At 42.3% G+C, this 14,848-nt stretch carries 13 protein-coding genes; 7 read left to right on the forward strand and 6 right to left on the reverse strand.

Going from position 1 to position 14,848, the window contains the following annotated elements; translation table 11 throughout:
* Positions 1-41 precede the first annotated feature (41 nt).
* The 4 genes from AB3N61_RS12975 to AB3N61_RS12990 all read left to right on the forward strand — a co-directional run bounded on the left by AB3N61_RS12975 (position 42) and on the right by AB3N61_RS12990 (position 4,571).
* Positions 42-1,865 carry a hypothetical protein gene (locus AB3N61_RS12975; RefSeq protein ID WP_020768964.1) on the forward strand — a complete coding sequence of 608 codons (1,824 nt, stop codon included), beginning with the start codon at positions 42-44 and terminating at the stop codon, positions 1,863-1,865.
* A 20-nt stretch (positions 1,866-1,885) separates the two neighbouring features.
* Positions 1,886-2,602 carry a hypothetical protein gene (locus tag AB3N61_RS12980; protein WP_020768935.1) on the forward strand — a complete coding sequence of 239 codons (717 nt, stop codon included), beginning with the start codon at positions 1,886-1,888 and terminating at the stop codon, positions 2,600-2,602.
* Between the two features lie 122 nt (positions 2,603-2,724).
* Complete coding sequence (locus AB3N61_RS12985; protein ID WP_020768833.1) at positions 2,725-3,033, forward strand: DUF485 domain-containing protein; 309 nt, start codon at positions 2,725-2,727, stop codon at positions 3,031-3,033.
* Entirely contained in the window at positions 3,033-4,571 is a 1,539-nt protein-coding gene (locus AB3N61_RS12990; RefSeq protein ID WP_367897783.1) for a sodium:solute symporter family transporter, read from the forward strand. The genes AB3N61_RS12985 and AB3N61_RS12990 overlap by 1 nt, the downstream gene beginning before the upstream one ends.
* A 24-nt stretch (positions 4,572-4,595) precedes the next feature.
* Here the strand turns inward: AB3N61_RS12990 and AB3N61_RS12995 are convergent, their stop codons facing one another.
* The 5 genes from AB3N61_RS12995 to AB3N61_RS13015 are packed head-to-tail and all read right to left on the reverse strand — an operon-like array spanning position 4,596 to position 9,527.
* Complete coding sequence (locus AB3N61_RS12995; protein ID WP_020768882.1) at positions 4,596-5,693, reverse strand: AI-2E family transporter; 1,098 nt, start codon at positions 5,691-5,693, stop codon at positions 4,596-4,598.
* A complete protein-coding gene (locus tag AB3N61_RS13000; RefSeq protein WP_020768888.1) occupies positions 5,686-6,213 on the reverse strand; it encodes a cyclic nucleotide-binding domain-containing protein in 528 nt (175 codons plus the stop codon). The genes AB3N61_RS12995 and AB3N61_RS13000 overlap by 8 nt, the downstream gene beginning before the upstream one ends.
* A 2-nt stretch (positions 6,214-6,215) precedes the next feature.
* On the reverse strand, positions 6,216-6,773 hold the full coding sequence (locus tag AB3N61_RS13005; RefSeq protein ID WP_020768772.1) for a lipoprotein signal peptidase: 558 nt from the start codon (positions 6,771-6,773) through the stop codon (positions 6,216-6,218).
* Positions 6,770-8,473 carry an ABC1 kinase family protein gene (locus AB3N61_RS13010; RefSeq protein WP_020768822.1) on the reverse strand — a complete coding sequence of 568 codons (1,704 nt, stop codon included), beginning with the start codon at positions 8,471-8,473 and terminating at the stop codon, positions 6,770-6,772. The genes AB3N61_RS13005 and AB3N61_RS13010 overlap by 4 nt, the downstream gene beginning before the upstream one ends.
* A 4-nt stretch (positions 8,474-8,477) precedes the next feature.
* On the reverse strand, positions 8,478-9,527 hold the full coding sequence (locus AB3N61_RS13015; protein WP_367897784.1) for a Gfo/Idh/MocA family protein: 1,050 nt from the start codon (positions 9,525-9,527) through the stop codon (positions 8,478-8,480).
* A gap of 89 nt (positions 9,528-9,616) precedes the next feature.
* Between AB3N61_RS13015 and AB3N61_RS13020 the strand changes: the two genes are divergently transcribed.
* From AB3N61_RS13020 to AB3N61_RS13030, 3 genes are read left to right on the forward strand one after another with little or no spacing between them, the layout of a single operon-like run.
* Positions 9,617-11,029 (forward strand): UDP-N-acetylmuramoyl-tripeptide--D-alanyl-D-alanine ligase, encoded by a 1,413-nt coding sequence (locus tag AB3N61_RS13020; protein ID WP_367897785.1) that lies wholly within the window; start codon positions 9,617-9,619, stop codon positions 11,027-11,029.
* 48 nt (positions 11,030-11,077) lie between these two features.
* The gene (gene purE / locus AB3N61_RS13025; protein ID WP_020768763.1) at positions 11,078-11,566 is read left to right on the forward strand and encodes a 5-(carboxyamino)imidazole ribonucleotide mutase; all 489 of its coding nucleotides are present in this window, start codon (positions 11,078-11,080) and stop codon (positions 11,564-11,566) included.
* Positions 11,563-12,681 (forward strand): 5-(carboxyamino)imidazole ribonucleotide synthase, encoded by a 1,119-nt coding sequence (locus AB3N61_RS13030; RefSeq protein WP_367897786.1) that lies wholly within the window; start codon positions 11,563-11,565, stop codon positions 12,679-12,681. Before purE ends, AB3N61_RS13030 begins: the two co-directional genes overlap by 4 nt.
* 60 nt (positions 12,682-12,741) lie before the next feature.
* Here AB3N61_RS13030 and AB3N61_RS13035 read toward each other — a convergent pair whose 3' ends face one another.
* A complete protein-coding gene (locus AB3N61_RS13035; RefSeq protein ID WP_367897787.1) occupies positions 12,742-14,784 on the reverse strand; it encodes an acyltransferase family protein in 2,043 nt (680 codons plus the stop codon).
* Positions 14,785-14,848 lie beyond the last annotated feature (64 nt).

A 14,848-nucleotide genomic window follows, 5' to 3' on the forward strand; every position in this document is an offset into this window, starting at 1 on the left:
AGCCAAGATACAATCAGAGCGGTTTCCAAGGAATCCAGTCCATGTCCGAATTCGATAAAACCAGAAAAACTATCGGTGCCAATAACCTAGATGATAAAGCCAGGCGGGAAATGTTCGACAAGTTTCAGTCCGCCGGGGGAAAAGTTGTCTCTGATAAGGATAAAAAACGGGAAGAAGCTCTTCGCAAACAGAAAGAGCAACCCCAAATCCGCCAAGGTGCAAGAAGCCAAGCCGGGGGGAGAGACCCGAAACAGAACCAATCTTCTAAATCAGGAAAACCGCCCGCAAAACCTGCACCTTCTAAGCCGAACCCGATCATGGATCGTAAGGCGTTAGAAGATGAGATGGGAAATTTTTTCAATCGTATGGCGGTCCGATTCAAATGCTGGATCTCTCGCGTTACGTCATTTTCTTCCAGCGACCTGCTCCCCGCTTTTATGTCCGAGCTAAATATCGCGGGAAAAAAAGCTCTTCTGGAAATGAACTTTGTCGGTAACGATCTTTTAGGAAACCCGGCTTACGCTTCCAAGATCGCAAAGGAACTGGACGGGCAAAATCCCCTATACATAGAACTTTTGGGTAGAATGCACAAAGTTTATGATAGCAACGAGTTGAACCAACTTTTAGAAGGGCATAACGCAGCTCCCGATCTTCCATTATCGATCACTAGAGTGAGACAACCTCTATATTCTATATTCAAAAAACTGTATTATATGTATCCTTTCCAAGGTTCTTACGTAAAAGCCGTGACCTTGGGCTACCAAGCTCTTGAAAAACTGGAAGGTAAACCCGCTACGGTTTACAATACGAAACGAAAAAGGGCCCTTCAGGAATTCGACGTTCTGTACGGGACTATTTTTGATAAACTCTATCTTGCAATCCTAAGAAGTGAGAACAAAAACATCCCGCTATTGAGCACATACATGGAGAATGTCCTGGGAATCCTTCCGGAAGAAAAACTCGGCCAAAGAAAACAAGGAGAAGAGTTAGACGAAATTTCCGGCGGAGCCCAACCGGAAGAAGAAGATACCGAAGAAACTCCGGAAGAAAAGCCGATAGATCCGGAAGAAGGCTTAAGTAAAGAGCTAAAATACGGTCTAAAACTCATGAGATCCTTGTCCTTAGATCAATTAAGAAAACGTCATGATTCCAGAGGAGAACACGATGTAATTCCCGCCGGAGACAAAGCCTTCTTGACCTGGTTATTTTTCAAGGAGTTCGACGATGAATATTCCTTCGTAATGACGACCAAAAAGATAGATCTAAAACCCACGATTGTGGGCGGATCCAAAATGGATTACCGTGAAAAATTGATCGATCTTTACGAAACCACAAGAGGGATCCACGAACAATTCAGGATCTACGATCAATATTATAAGGAACTGGAAAACCATCTCAAAAATCCGGGTGCAAATTATATCGAAGCTTCCAAAAAAACTTCCGCCTTGGAGACTAAAAGAAGCCAACAGTCGCGTAACGTAAGAGTCACCGCAAAGGACTTTTTTCAGAAGGGTGCGGAACTTCTATCCAAATTGATAGCGGATATGAAAGGCAAAAAAGAGATCGTAACCAATATGGAAAGTTTAATGACTTTCGATCTCATGGAATCCAAAAAGAGATTGAATAAGAAACCCATAAAACAATGTATTATGGAATCTTATTGTTATGCTCTGGCGTTTGCCGAACGTTTAGAAAACGGAGATCTTTTCGGTGGAGTTCCTGAACTTTCCGCGGAAGAGATGGAAAAAGAATTCGGCATCAAGACCACGAACGCCGCTCCGGAAGCTGAAATTTTAAGCCCTGGGGCCGAGTCCGGCGGAGAAGACGATAGTTTCGGTGTGGACCCATCCATACTTTCCGATTAAATGTAAATCGCAGGTAAAGAGTGACCTCAGTAAAAATAACCCTTTTCCAAAAGGATCTATCCCAACCGATCTCTCCAGAGCAAAGATCCAAACTTTCTAAGGAGAAATCGGATTTCCTCATTCTACCGTTATATTTTCCGGGTGGAGGAAACGGTTCTCCGGAATCATTGGCTTCTCGTGCAAAAACTTTCCTAGATGAGATCTATGCGGTCTCGGAAGTTTATAAAGGCGCCATCTTCGGCGGAGGAATGTTCCGAAGAGACGACGAAGGGCAGTTAAGATTCTCCATTCCGATCGTACAGAACATAGTATTAGTGGATTGGTACGACGTAAAAGGTTTATCCTCCGAAGATTCTCCTGCGATCCCAGGCTCCGGAGAGGACTCTTTGATCTTGGGCGGATTTCGTTTCGGGATCTTCGCAGGCAAAGAGATCCAAGATAAGTCCAAACTGGAAAAATTAAAGTCGGATAGGATCAATTTGGCATTCCATTTGGACTCTGTTTCGGATAACGGTACAAATTATTCTCAGGATCTGAAAAATTATGCGGATCTTTCCTCACAATACGGAATATTCTTGGTCCGCAGTTCCGGTTATGGCATTCCATTCGGCAAAAAGAGGATAGGAAGAAGTCTTCTTGCCACGCCAACAGGTGTCACTTGGAAAGTAGCAGAGACGGAACAGGAAAAAGAGATCATCAAAACCGTTAACATAAACGGAATTAACGGTCTATTTTAACCCGATCTATCGATAGCCGACTTTTTAACAAAGAGTCGGATCAGATTTATTTCTAAAAGGCTTTTTCTCCTTGCCAACGAGAGGCAAAATCCTATTCTCTCCGCCGTTCCAAGGACTTCACTATGAAGATAAAAGCTCATCAATTGATCGAATCCATCGAGTTCAAAAAATTAGTTCGAGATAGATGGACAGTTAGTTTCGTTTTATTGTTTTTCCTATTCCTGAATTATTACGGATTTATACTGATCATCTCCTTAAAAAAGGAATGGGTCACTAACAAACTAGGAACCGGCAACTATGGATTGTATGCCGGAGCCTCAGTAATCCTGTTTTCTTGGCTCCTCACATTCTTATACGTATTCTGGGCCAATCGATATTACGACCAAGAAGTCGAAGTATTAAAATCCAAATTAGAATCGGAGAATAAATAATGGGTTCCTCCTTAGGACAACCGAATGTCATCTCCGTTCTTTTTTTCGTACTATTCGTAATTCTTACATTAGGAATTACTTATTGGGCTGCAAAAAAAACCAAAACTTCCAACGAGTTTTATGCCGCAGGAAGATCCATTACGGGTCTTCAAAACGGTTTAGCCCTTTCCGGAGATTTTATGTCTGCGGCTTCCTTTCTGGGAATTTCCGGTATGGTAGCCCTGAAAGGTTATGACGGGCTCATTTATGCGGTCGGTTGGCTGGTGGGTTGGCCGGCTCTCATGTTCCTTTTAGCGGAACCTTTACGTAATTTAGGAAAATATACGTTTGCCGATGTTTTAGCCGTCCGTTTAAAACAAAAACCGATCCGGATCGTCGCTTCCATCGGCGGGATCTTAGTAACGATCACCTACTCTATCGCTCAGATCGTCGGTTCCGGAAAACTGATCAATCTAATGTTCGGCCTTCCTTACGAGTTTGCGGTTTTGATCGTAGGTGGGGTAATGCTTCTTTACGTTCTTTTCGGAGGAATGATCGCGACTACTTGGGTGCAGATCATAAAAGCCTGTCTTCTACTTTTCGGTGTCACTCTACTCGTGATCTTATCTTTGGCACAATTCGGTTTCAGCTTAGAGAATTTATTTTCCGCAGTGGAGAGCAAATTCGGAAGATCCGCTTTAGAGCCGGGGGGATTTGCGGCCAGTCCGATCGATTCTATTTCGTTAGGACTCGCTTTAATGTTCGGTCTATTAGGTTTACCTCATATTCTAATGAGGTTTTATACCGTGCCGGACGCAAAAGAAGCCAGAAAATCGGTGGCTTATGCAACCACATTCATTGGATACTTTTACATCATCATTCCGATCGTAGGTTTTGCGGCTGCAGTTCTCATAGGAAGGGAACAGATCGCAGGAATAGATAAAGGCGGTAATATGGCGGCGGCACTTTTAGCGGAATTATTAGGCGGCACACCTTTTTTAGGATTTATCGCCGCCGTTGCATTCGCAACAATTCTCGCAGTGGTAGCAGGTCTGACATTAGCTGCGGCTTCTACCATTTCTCATGATCTTTATTTCAATGTATTCACGGAAGGCAAAGCGACCGAAAAAGAAGAGGTTTCCGTCGCTAAGAAGGCAACGGTAATATTCAGTATTGCCAGCATTCTTATCGGGATCTTATTTAAGGATCAGAATGTGGCATTTATGGTCGGACTGGCATTTGCGATCGCAGCCAGCGGAAATTTTCCTGCACTAATCTTATCCATTCTTTGGAAAAATTTCAGCACGTTGGGAGGAGTGTTCTCCATTCTGATCGGTTCTATTTCGGCGACCTTGTTTATAATATTCAGTCCTACGGTCTGGGTGGATGTATTTAAATTTGACCAGGCGATATTCCCGCTGAAAAATCCAGCGATCGTTTCCATGTCTTTGGCGTTTCTCTCCGCATTCATTTTTTCTAAATTATTTCCGGATGATAATGCCATTGCAAAATACGAATCCGAAAAAGTCAGAGTGTATCTTGGAATCGGTGCGGAATAAAAAAAGGGAAAGAAAGCCGCTTATCTAAAGCAGCTTATGATCTTTCATGGATCTGTAAAGAGAAGCGATAGTCACTTTTAGGATTGCCGCCAGGGGAACTGCTACAAGCATTCCGGCGATTCCGAGTAGACTGCCTCCTACTGTGACAGCTCCCACTACGATTACAGGATGGAGGGAAACCGCATCCGAAATGATAACAGGTTGAACGAAAAAATTATCCACTGCTTGCGCGATCAAGATGACCACAAAGATCGCAAACATGAGTTCGTACATTCCCATTCCGTCGTTGATCGAATTCGGATTAAAAATCCCTGCACCTTGCGTGAGGGTCATGAACAATGGAGGAACCATACCGATAATAGGCCCTAAATACGGAATGGAGTTTGCGATCCCTACGAATAAAGCAAATATATAAAAGAATTTTAAACCGATCGCATAAAATCCGATCATTGACACGGCAGTGATGATCGCGCTTTGGATTACCAAACTCCTCAAATAATTGGTGATCTGTTCGTTAATTTTTGCGGTCACCATCAAGGTCATTTCGAAATATCGATTCGGGACCAAGCTTACAATATTTTTGTAAACTCCGTTCCCATTTAATAAAAACAAAAATGCAAACAACGGTGTGACAACCAAGTATCCGATCAACGTAGGGATCACCGAAACGAGCCCACTAACCTGAGCATGGATCAACTCGGCAGCTTGTTTTACGAGTTCGTCGGGACGGATCGTATCTTCCCAGCTCGCCGGATAATCGTTGAACCTAAGCTGGAAACCCACTACCAAATATTTGAACTTGGCTTCGTCCATGTCTTGTTTCCAATTCTTGATTATAGGTTGCAAAGTGGAAACAATGGGTGGAGCTACTTCGGTAGCGACTAAATAGATAGGAAGACAGATTAAAAAGATCAGGATCGCTACCGAGAAGATCCTTGGCACTCCCAATGATTCGAAATAGTTTATGGAGCCGTTAAATATATAGAATAGAATTAAAGAAAGAGCGATAGGAACAATCAGAAGTTGAAGGCCTATTGCGAAAAATACGATGGCCGCTCCGACCAAAAAGAAAAATATAAATCGGATTACATGTGTGGAGAGCGGTTTCGTAGGATCAGGCATTTTTTTGTCTGCCCTTGTAATATGCTTTTTCCAATAACTGATTGGTCTTTTGAAGCCTTTCTACTACAACTCCGGTTAGACTCAATAAGATCTCTATACCTATCTTAGGTTTGGTTTCTATAATTTCCTTCAAGTCAGGTTGGAAAAACCCGAGTAAAGTGGAAGGCTCTTGGGCAATCGCGGTTGCCGTCCTTCTCTCTTCGGAAAATAAGGAAAGTTCTCCAAAAAATGAATGTTGATCCAAATGGGCCAAATCCAATTCCACTCCGTCCCTAACGGAACGAATGGCAACTTTTCCGTCAAAGATCATATAAAATCCTGCTCCGGCTTCCCCTTGTCTGAAAATTTCCTCTCCCTCGGAATATTGCCTAACGTGGACAAGTCTTGCGATCTCGTGCAAGGTCCTTCTTTTCAATTTTCCGAATACGGATGTTTCTCGAAGGAAACGTATGATCTCCGGATTGGAGGTTCCCTTCTTCTTTATTATTTTCTTCCAAATGGGGAGTTGCAGAAAATTCAAAACTACTTCTTATCCTCTTCGATTTTCATGGTAAGGATCAGGATCACCAGTCCCACGCTCACGCAGGAATCCGCAAAATTAAATGCGGGCCATCTATCGATCAAAAGCCAGTTCGGCCAATCGAAGTCTAAAAAGTCCACTACTCCGATAAATCTTCCTTCATAACGATTTTCTACAAATCCGAACTCGGCTCCGATCCCGATAATTTTTACGAAAAACTTATCGATAAAATTCCCGAAGGCTCCTGACATTACCAATGCCCAACCGGCAGGATGGCCTAGGTCCGAATTTTTCCAACGATATGCGATCAGCACTAAGATCGCAACTGCAGTCAAAGCCAGAGAAGTCCTTGGAAATCCTTGGAAAAGACCCATCACAAAACCCGTATTGAAGGTCAGGGTTAAACGGAAAAAATCCCCTAACAATTCGATCGGGTTATGAGGTCTTAGGTATAAGATCGCGATATACTTGGTAACCAGATCTATAACTGTTCCAATAATCACACTGATGATGAAGATAGGCGGGTATACCTCTAAGAATTTCTTTTCGAAATATTTCACTGACGATTCCTTTTAGTGCTGAATTTATTTTTGATAACTGATAGAGCAAGGAGGATTCCGAAGAAAACGGATACTCCATAAGCCACCATTGCTTGAGTTTCGATCCCTTTATCCAATCGATCGGTTCCATAATGGATACCGAAAAGTATAAATGCGGTGCTGATGATCTGATGACCTAAAGAGTATATTTTCTTGGTATGTTGTTCCAGATCCGGAAGTTTATAGGCCTGCTTTCCTCGGTTTAAATTTTTAACCGCCTGTAATAATTCCCCAGGCAGAGAAACGGCCTGACCCCAAATACCGCCTTCCTGGACCAATACCTTCTGCCATTGGTTCTCTCCTTGGAAGACCAGGCCCTTAAACGGTTTTTCCCCATAATCCAAGACAGTACGATACGGATCCAGGCTTGCAGTAATCCCGACTAGAAGGCCGAGCACTCTTTCCAAAGGAACAAGTGCGGTCGGCAATTGGATCATTCGGAGAAGCCCGCGAAGACTGGAATTGATCTCTTTTAGAAATTTCAGATCTTCAGGAGTATGGATCTGCTCGAACTTGATATTTTGAAAAGAGTCCGTATCAGATAGGAACTTGGACAGTTTTTCCATGGAATAGCGGACTACTTCCTCTACCTTATCCCTATCCGCTTTTTTGGAAACGAGTCCCAACTCATCCAATGCCTCTACGAGTGCCGGATAGTCCTTTGTCATTGCGCATAGTATAATCTTTCTAAGTGCAATTGCCTGGCTGGGAGGAATTTCTCCCACTGCTCCGAAATCTATAAAACAAAGTTTTTCATCCGGAGTATAGATCATATTTCCCGGATGAGGATCCGCATGATAAAACCTATATTCGAATATCATAAGAATATAAGCTCTGATCAATAGGTCCACCGGTCTGGACTTAGCTTGTCCTTTTTTTAAAGTGCCTGCCTGAGTAATACGGATCCCTTCAATAAATTGAGCGGTCAAAACACTCTTACCGCTCCATTCTGGGATGAGTTTCGGAAAAACGTAATCCGGCTCTTCCGCAAAATATCTTGCCATACGATCCATGGACTCCGCTTCTAATCGAAGATCCGTTTCTCTACCGACTAACTTTGCAATTTCCTTATGTACGATCTTAAAATCGAATCGGACCAGGAATCGGTTGATCCTTTTTAGGAATTTACGAACGGCCTTTAGATCTTTTTCGATTATATCTTCGATGCCGGGATATAAAATTTTAACCGCTACTTTTTCTCCCTTAAAAGTGGCGGAATGCACCTGAGCAATGGATGCCGAAGCGAGAGGTGCTTCCGAAATATCCGGAAAAACTTCCGCAATCTCTTTTCCGAATTCTTTTTTGAATCTTTCCTTAATTTCCGCAAAAGGATGAGGGGGAACACGATCCTGCAAATCTTGCAAAGGATCGGTAAAACTTTCAGGGAATAAATGAGATAGTGACGCGAAATATTGACCGAGTTTTATGTATACTCCTCCCATCTTCAGGAAGAAGTCCCTACATTCTAAGCCCAATGATTTATAAAATTCTAATTCTCTTTCTTCTCTAGATTTGGATGAAAGAAATAATCTTACGAATTTATAATACCAGAATAGACTGAATATTTTTTTCCAAAGAAAGAAACTCCCTCTGTAGTATCTTCCTCTTGCGGAATAAGAAGGTAATTGATTGGAATTTGTGGACTGGGGGCTTACCTGCATACGATTAGATTTCCGAAACCGTTCTGATCTCGGCGCCGGTCTTGATCTTATGTAAAAGTTCCATGATGCCTAGATTTTCTCCGATGTCCCCGGTCATTCTTTCCGATTTTCCCGTAAGAACTTTGTGTATCTCCGCATAAAGGTTCATAAACGGGTTCGATCCGAGGAATGATTTTTCGGGAAATGAGACTTCCGTCAAACTATTAAATCCCTTGTATTTCTTAGAAGGTTTGGAAACAAAAAGTCTCATACCGTCATTGGAAAGAAGGATACGGGCCTCCTCGGTCATAATATCCATTTCGAATTGGAAATATTTTCTCATTCCCCCCGCCTCCAAAAACACGGCAGGGCCGGATTTATATTCCAAGAACGCGAGCGCTCGATCTTCTATCGGAATTCCCTTTCTTCTAGTTAAAGAAGATCGGATCCGATCCGGTTTACCCAAAAACCAATACACCAAATCCACAGCATGAGTTCCGTCATGGAATAAGGGTCCTGTCCTTCCTTGGAAGGCTCTACCCGGAGACAAGGCGGAAGTCAAAACCGAGGCGCGGATCGTTCGTATAGGTCCGTACTTGCGGGAATCCAGAACCTCCTTAGCCCATAGATATTTGGGATGGTATCTTCTCTCATGATTGATCCAAATACGGATCCCTTTTTTACGCGAAATTTTTTCCAAATCCTTAGCCTGAAGGAAAGTCTCACAAACCGGTTTTTCGATCAGAAAATTTTTAATACCTTTTTCGATCCATTCCAACGCATTACGATAATGAGATTCGGAAGGACTTGAAATGATCGCAAGGTCCGGTTTTATATTAGAAGGAAAATGATCTGGATCGGAGAAGGTCAGATCTCGGGGGAATTTCCACTGTTTGCGAAACGTCTCCCTTTTATCCGGATTCGGATCCACTCCCCCCACAAGTTCAAAATTCTTTTTCCCCCAAGAAGAAAATAACACGCCGGAGTGAGTGCAAGGTTTGGACCGATATGGATCTTTTTCCAAGGAAGAAGCGATCCGTCCCAAACCGATTAAAACAACCTTGGTTTTTCGCATCCGCATACTTGATAACCCGGACCGGAACTCTGCAAGAGGAATTTTTAAAAATAGACTGCGAGTATTTTAGGAGGGAAGATATTGGGCGCATGAAAGCCCCATTCCAATACGATCCGGAAACTGTAAGAAGGATATTACAATGCCCGTCGGACTTCTCCTTTCAAAAAGAATCGGAGATCACAAGCATAAGCACGGCATCCGGAATGGTGGAACCGGGAAGTTTATTCGTACCCTTGAGGGGAAATCGGGACGGACATGTATTTATTTTAGATGCCTTGGAAAAAGGAGCCTCTTATTTTTTATGCGAGAAAGGCCATCCAATTTTAGAAACTCTCACCCAGGAACAAAGATCGAAAGCGATCCAAGTCAAGGACACATTACTCGCTCTAGGAAAACTGGCTTTATTTCATCGATCCAGATTCAACCCCGTCTTGATCGCAGTCACAGGTTCCAGCGGAAAGACTACCACGAAAGAAATCCTTTCCTCTTGCCTTTCCCCGTTGGAAGAAGGTTTGGTAGTCACTGAAAAAAACTATAATAACGAGATCGGAGTGCCTTTCACATTATTTAGGATCAATTCTAAAACCAGATACGTTGTCTGCGAGATGGGAATGAACCATGCCGGGGAAATTTCCAGGTTAACCAAAATGGCAAGGCCGGATTATTCAGTTATCACAACGATCGGAACCGCACATATAGAATTATTAGGTTCTAAAAAAGGGATCGCAAAAGCAAAATCGGAAATTCTGGAAGGGATGAACAAAGATGGAGTATTATTCTATCCTGAATCCGGAGAATATAAGAATTTTCTAAAGCGAAGATGCCTACGTTACGGGATCAAATTCAAATCGATCCCTCTAAAAAGAAGATTAGAGATCGTCGAAACCACTAGGGAAGGATTTAAGATCTCATTCCTAAATTATTCTTTGGATTGGAGCCTTCCAGGGATCAAACTCCTGGAAAACTTGGCATTATGTGTTTCGGTTTTGGAGGAATTAGGAACTCCTACGGATTGGATCCAGAACGGCATTCAAAACTTCAGATCCGGCGACAAACGATTGGATTTCCAAGAAGGAAATTATAAAATTCTAAACGATACGTATAATGCAAATAGAGAATCCATGTTGTCTTCTCTGGAGGCTTGCTCCCAAATTTCCGGAGAAGAAGGATTTTATGCAGTACTCGGAGACATGAAAGAAGTGGGAAATTATTCCCGTAAGTTCCATACCGAGATCGGAAATTTTGCCGCAAGTTTAAAAAACTGCAAAGGAATCTTTTTATTCGGATCGGAATCTTCTCATGCGCTAAAGAGTTTCCGGAAAAAAGCAAAGTCCGGCCTTCTATCCTTTTCTTTTCCGGGAAACGAAGAAGGACTCAAAAACTTAGTGGATACGATCCGTAGAGAAGTACCCAAGGGTTCTTATCTATTAGCAAAGGCCTCGCGAGGAATGAAATTAGAAAGAGCCGTAGAAGAATTAAATTCAGGAATCAACGGTTTCTGAAACGTTTTCGGACTTGCCTCGGAGTCGACCATAAAGGAATTTGCTAGTGTGAAAACGAAAGTTGCCGTTATAATGGGAAGCAGTTCCGATTGGGAAACCATGAAAGAAGCGGTCTCCATCCTGAAACAGTTCGGGATAGATAGTCATACCGAGATCGTATCCGCACATCGTTCTCCAGAACTATTATTCGAATTTTCCAAAACCGCGAGATCCAAAGGATTCGAGATTATTATCGCGGGAGCCGGTGGTGCGGCCCATCTTCCAGGAATGGTGGCGTCTCTTACAACTCTGCCTGTATTAGGAGTGCCTGTTCAAAGTAAGGCACTATCGGGATTAGACAGTTTATTATCCATAGTGCAGATGCCGGGAGGAGTTCCGGTCGGAACGCTTGCGATCGGTACTGCGGGTGCGAAAAATGCAGGATTACTAGCTGCAAGAATACTATCCCTGCAAGACGAAAACTTATCCGAAAAATTGGAACAATACAGAAACGATATTAAAGAAGAAGCATTGTCCAAGAACAAAGACCTAATATGAAAAAAAATCTACTTCCTCCCGCAAGGCTTGGAGTGATGGGATCGGGGCAGCTTGGAAGAATGTTCGCCCAAGAAGCGATCCGAATGGGTTATCAGGTATCCGTTTATTCTCCGGAGCGAAATAGTCCCGCCTCCTTAGTGGGAGCTAATGAGACTGTTGCACCATACGAAGACGAAGAATCACTTCAAGTATTTCTAAGGTCCATCGACGCACTTACATTCGAATTCGAGAATATACCCGGAGGAGAATTGAACTTCATCTCCGAATATTCCAGAAAATCCTCTCTCCCGGTCTTTCCAAGTCCGGAGTGTATCCGGATCGCACAACATAGGATCAGGGAAAAAACATTATTTTCTAAATTAGGACTTCCTACTGTACCTTTTTATCCGATCACAAATAAAGCGGAAGCTGAAAAAGCGGCAGAGACATCCAAGTTCCCCGCTGTCCTAAAAACTTCCTCTTTCGGATACGACGGAAAAGGACAGACAAAATTCAGAACCAAAGAAGAATTCAGGGCATGGGTCGGTTCATTGGGACAAGAACCGCTCGATCTGATCTTAGAAGAATGGTACGAGTTCGACAAAGAAGGTTCTGTCATTTTAGCAAGGGACCAAGAAGGAAATACACTATGTTATTCACCTTCCGAAAATATTCATAAAAATCATATCTTGGACACCACTATCCATCCTGGAAATTTTACGGACTCGATCAAAAGACAAATGGTCGAATCCGCCAAAATCCTTGCAAAAGGAATCGGATATGTAGGCGTATTCGGTCTGGAATTCTTTATCAAAGGTGATAAGATCGTCCTAAATGAATTTGCTCCAAGACCGCATAACTCAGGTCATTTCTCGCAAAACGGAGCGAATATCTCCCAGTTCCAACTCCAACTCAGATGTCTCACGGGACTTCCGCTTCCTTCAGAACTTTCTTCTCATCCATCTTCCATGAAAAATATATTAGGCCAGGACTATCTTCCCGATTCGACTCTTTGGGCGAAATATCTTGCGGACGAAAGATACACGTTACATCTTTACGGCAAGTCCGAGCCGAGACAAGATCGGAAAATGGGACATTGGAATTATGTGGGAGAAAGACCGGAAAAGGCGTTTTAAGGTCGGATAGGAATGATTAGCCCGACTAATTAGCTCGAGCTAATCTATTATTTTAAATCTTCATTTCGGATCGTATTTGTCTCCTAACCAGTAGGAGCCTTCTAAAGAGATATGATTACTATCCCTATATAGCAGCTTGCCGTCCTTGAGAGCATAACAATATTCTTCGTCGCAAAAATTTTTCCAAGTTTCCCATAGCTTAACATTTGGAAATTCCTTTAAAACCGAATTTACTAATTCATGATATTCTAAAGTTCTTTCATCAAAACTTCGCCTAGGTATTTTGCAAACCTTCTCTGGATCCTCGAATTCGAGTCGAAAAGGCCGAAGAGAAACACAACGTTTCGGATCGAATCCAATCTCAGGAACATCCGTTACAAAAATAATTTCCTTTCCGGCGGCAGTCAATCTTCTCAAAGTATCTCGCATCGCTTCCCTAAAAGCCTGATGAGGATCTGTTATATCGGGCTTAAAGCGATATTTTGCCGCCCCTACCGCATTTGATTCTAAATCTCCGTAACCGTGTCCGGTCAAATACCTAGGACCTCTGCTGTTTAGTATGATCTTAGTAATCTTAGGGTTCTTCTCTAACATTTCCAAAGTTCTATTTTCTCTTTCGCAAGGACGTTTCGGATCCGCCTCTATCCCAAAAAAAGGAGGACAACCCCCCAAACCCATATGCAGTAAATTTAATCCTTCCTTGGAAAATTTCCGAACCAATCCGTATGCCAATGCATTTGCATGACTATCTCCGATCAAAACTGCATCCGGCTGTTTGTTAGGATCTCCTACGATACAATATACTAAATTGGAGCCGTATTCCGATTTGAATTTATCAATACATTTTGGATCGGAGATCATCCAACCCTCGAAAATTTTCGCATTCTCGCTATATTGAGTAACACGGTACGACCACCCGTCTTTTTTATAAATCGTCTGACCGAATAATGCCACAAAAATCAGTAACCCGGATAAAGAGACAAGGACCCAAGTATTCTCCCGAAAACGTAGATTCTTTTCTACATAATGCCAAGTTAATACCGAAAGTATGAAAGAAAGTATAACTGCAATCATCCTCCATTGGAGAGCAGGAGATCCGGATTCCAAAATTGCGGTATAAGATAATAAAGGCCAATGCCACAAATATAAAGGAAAACTAATTAACCCAACGAAGACCAAGGGCTTAGTAGCTAAAACTTTCCGATTAATGATCGCTTCCGGGCCTGACGAAATGATCAAGACCGCCCCCAATACCGGAGCCAATGCAGCAATCCCCGGGAAAGGTGTCTCTTTACCGTAAAATAACACAGGTACTAATATGAGAATAAAACCTAAGATAGAACGAATGTCACATATTCTAGAATCATTCCACTTCGAAAAAGAAAGAGGTTTATTGAAAAACTCGAGTTTCCGAGTGAAAGAAGGAAGTAGATCATTAATACTTTCAGCCTTATATAATTGAGTCCAAGCTAAAGTAGCTCCGAACAGAAGTTCCCAAACTCTTGTATAAGGTAAATAGAAAGTATATATAGGATTTCTTTTGTATTCGGCTAAATTCCAGATTAGAGAAATCCCTGCGCAGACGATCGTCATGAAGAACAAATTGAATCTAAATCGCCAAGCAATATACAATGCCAACGGCCAAACTATATAAAATTGTTCCTCAATCCCCAGAGACCATAAGTGTAGTAAAGGTTTTAATTCCGCAGCAACATTGAAATAATCCGATAACTCGTCCAGAAGAGCTATATTCGAGAAAAAGAAACTTCCTGCGAAAGTATGTCTTCCTAATTGTTTATACTCTTCGCTCAATAATACGAAATATCCCAAAGTTAGACAGAAAGTCAAAACTACCAATAAAGAGGGAAAAATTCTACGTATTCTGCGTGCGTAAAAATCTAAAAAATGAAACGTACCTTTTTGAAGATTTTTAAAAAGAATGCTTGAGATCAAGTATCCTGAAATTACGAAAAAAACGTCAACGCCGACAAATCCTCCCCGTATCACGGTTGGGAAAGCGTGAAATAGAACTACGGAAAGAACAGCGATCGCTCTTAAACCGTCGATATCCGGACGATAAGTAACTGCGTCGTTATGTTTCATGATTATATTTTAGAGCTCTTATAACAGAGAGTTTTGAGAGAAGTTAAGGCATTCTTACTTTTGC

Origin of the sequence: Leptospira sp. WS58.C1 (genome assembly GCF_040833995.1) — a bacterium.
GTDB classification, from domain to species: Bacteria; Spirochaetota; Leptospiria; order Leptospirales; family Leptospiraceae; genus Leptospira_B; species Leptospira_B cinconiae.

Coding starts and splice junctions, on each gene's coding strand:
- AB3N61_RS12975 (WP_020768964.1), top strand. CDS start 42: ATGTCCGAATTCGATAAAACCAGAAAAACTATCGGTGCCAATAACCTA.
- AB3N61_RS12985 (WP_020768833.1), top strand. CDS start 2,725: ATGAAGATAAAAGCTCATCAATTGATCGAATCCATCGAGTTCAAAAAA.
- AB3N61_RS12990 (WP_367897783.1), top strand. CDS start 3,033: ATGGGTTCCTCCTTAGGACAACCGAATGTCATCTCCGTTCTTTTTTTC.
- AB3N61_RS12995 (WP_020768882.1), bottom strand. CDS start 5,693: ATGCCTGATCCTACGAAACCGCTCTCCACACATGTAATCCGATTTATA.
- AB3N61_RS13010 (WP_020768822.1), bottom strand. CDS start 8,473: ATGCAGGTAAGCCCCCAGTCCACAAATTCCAATCAATTACCTTCTTAT.
- AB3N61_RS13015 (WP_367897784.1), bottom strand. CDS start 9,527: ATGCGAAAAACCAAGGTTGTTTTAATCGGTTTGGGACGGATCGCTTCT.
- AB3N61_RS13020 (WP_367897785.1), top strand. CDS start 9,617: ATGAAAGCCCCATTCCAATACGATCCGGAAACTGTAAGAAGGATATTA.
- AB3N61_RS13030 (WP_367897786.1), top strand. CDS start 11,563: ATGAAAAAAAATCTACTTCCTCCCGCAAGGCTTGGAGTGATGGGATCG.
- AB3N61_RS13035 (WP_367897787.1), bottom strand. CDS start 14,784: ATGAAACATAACGACGCAGTTACTTATCGTCCGGATATCGACGGTTTA.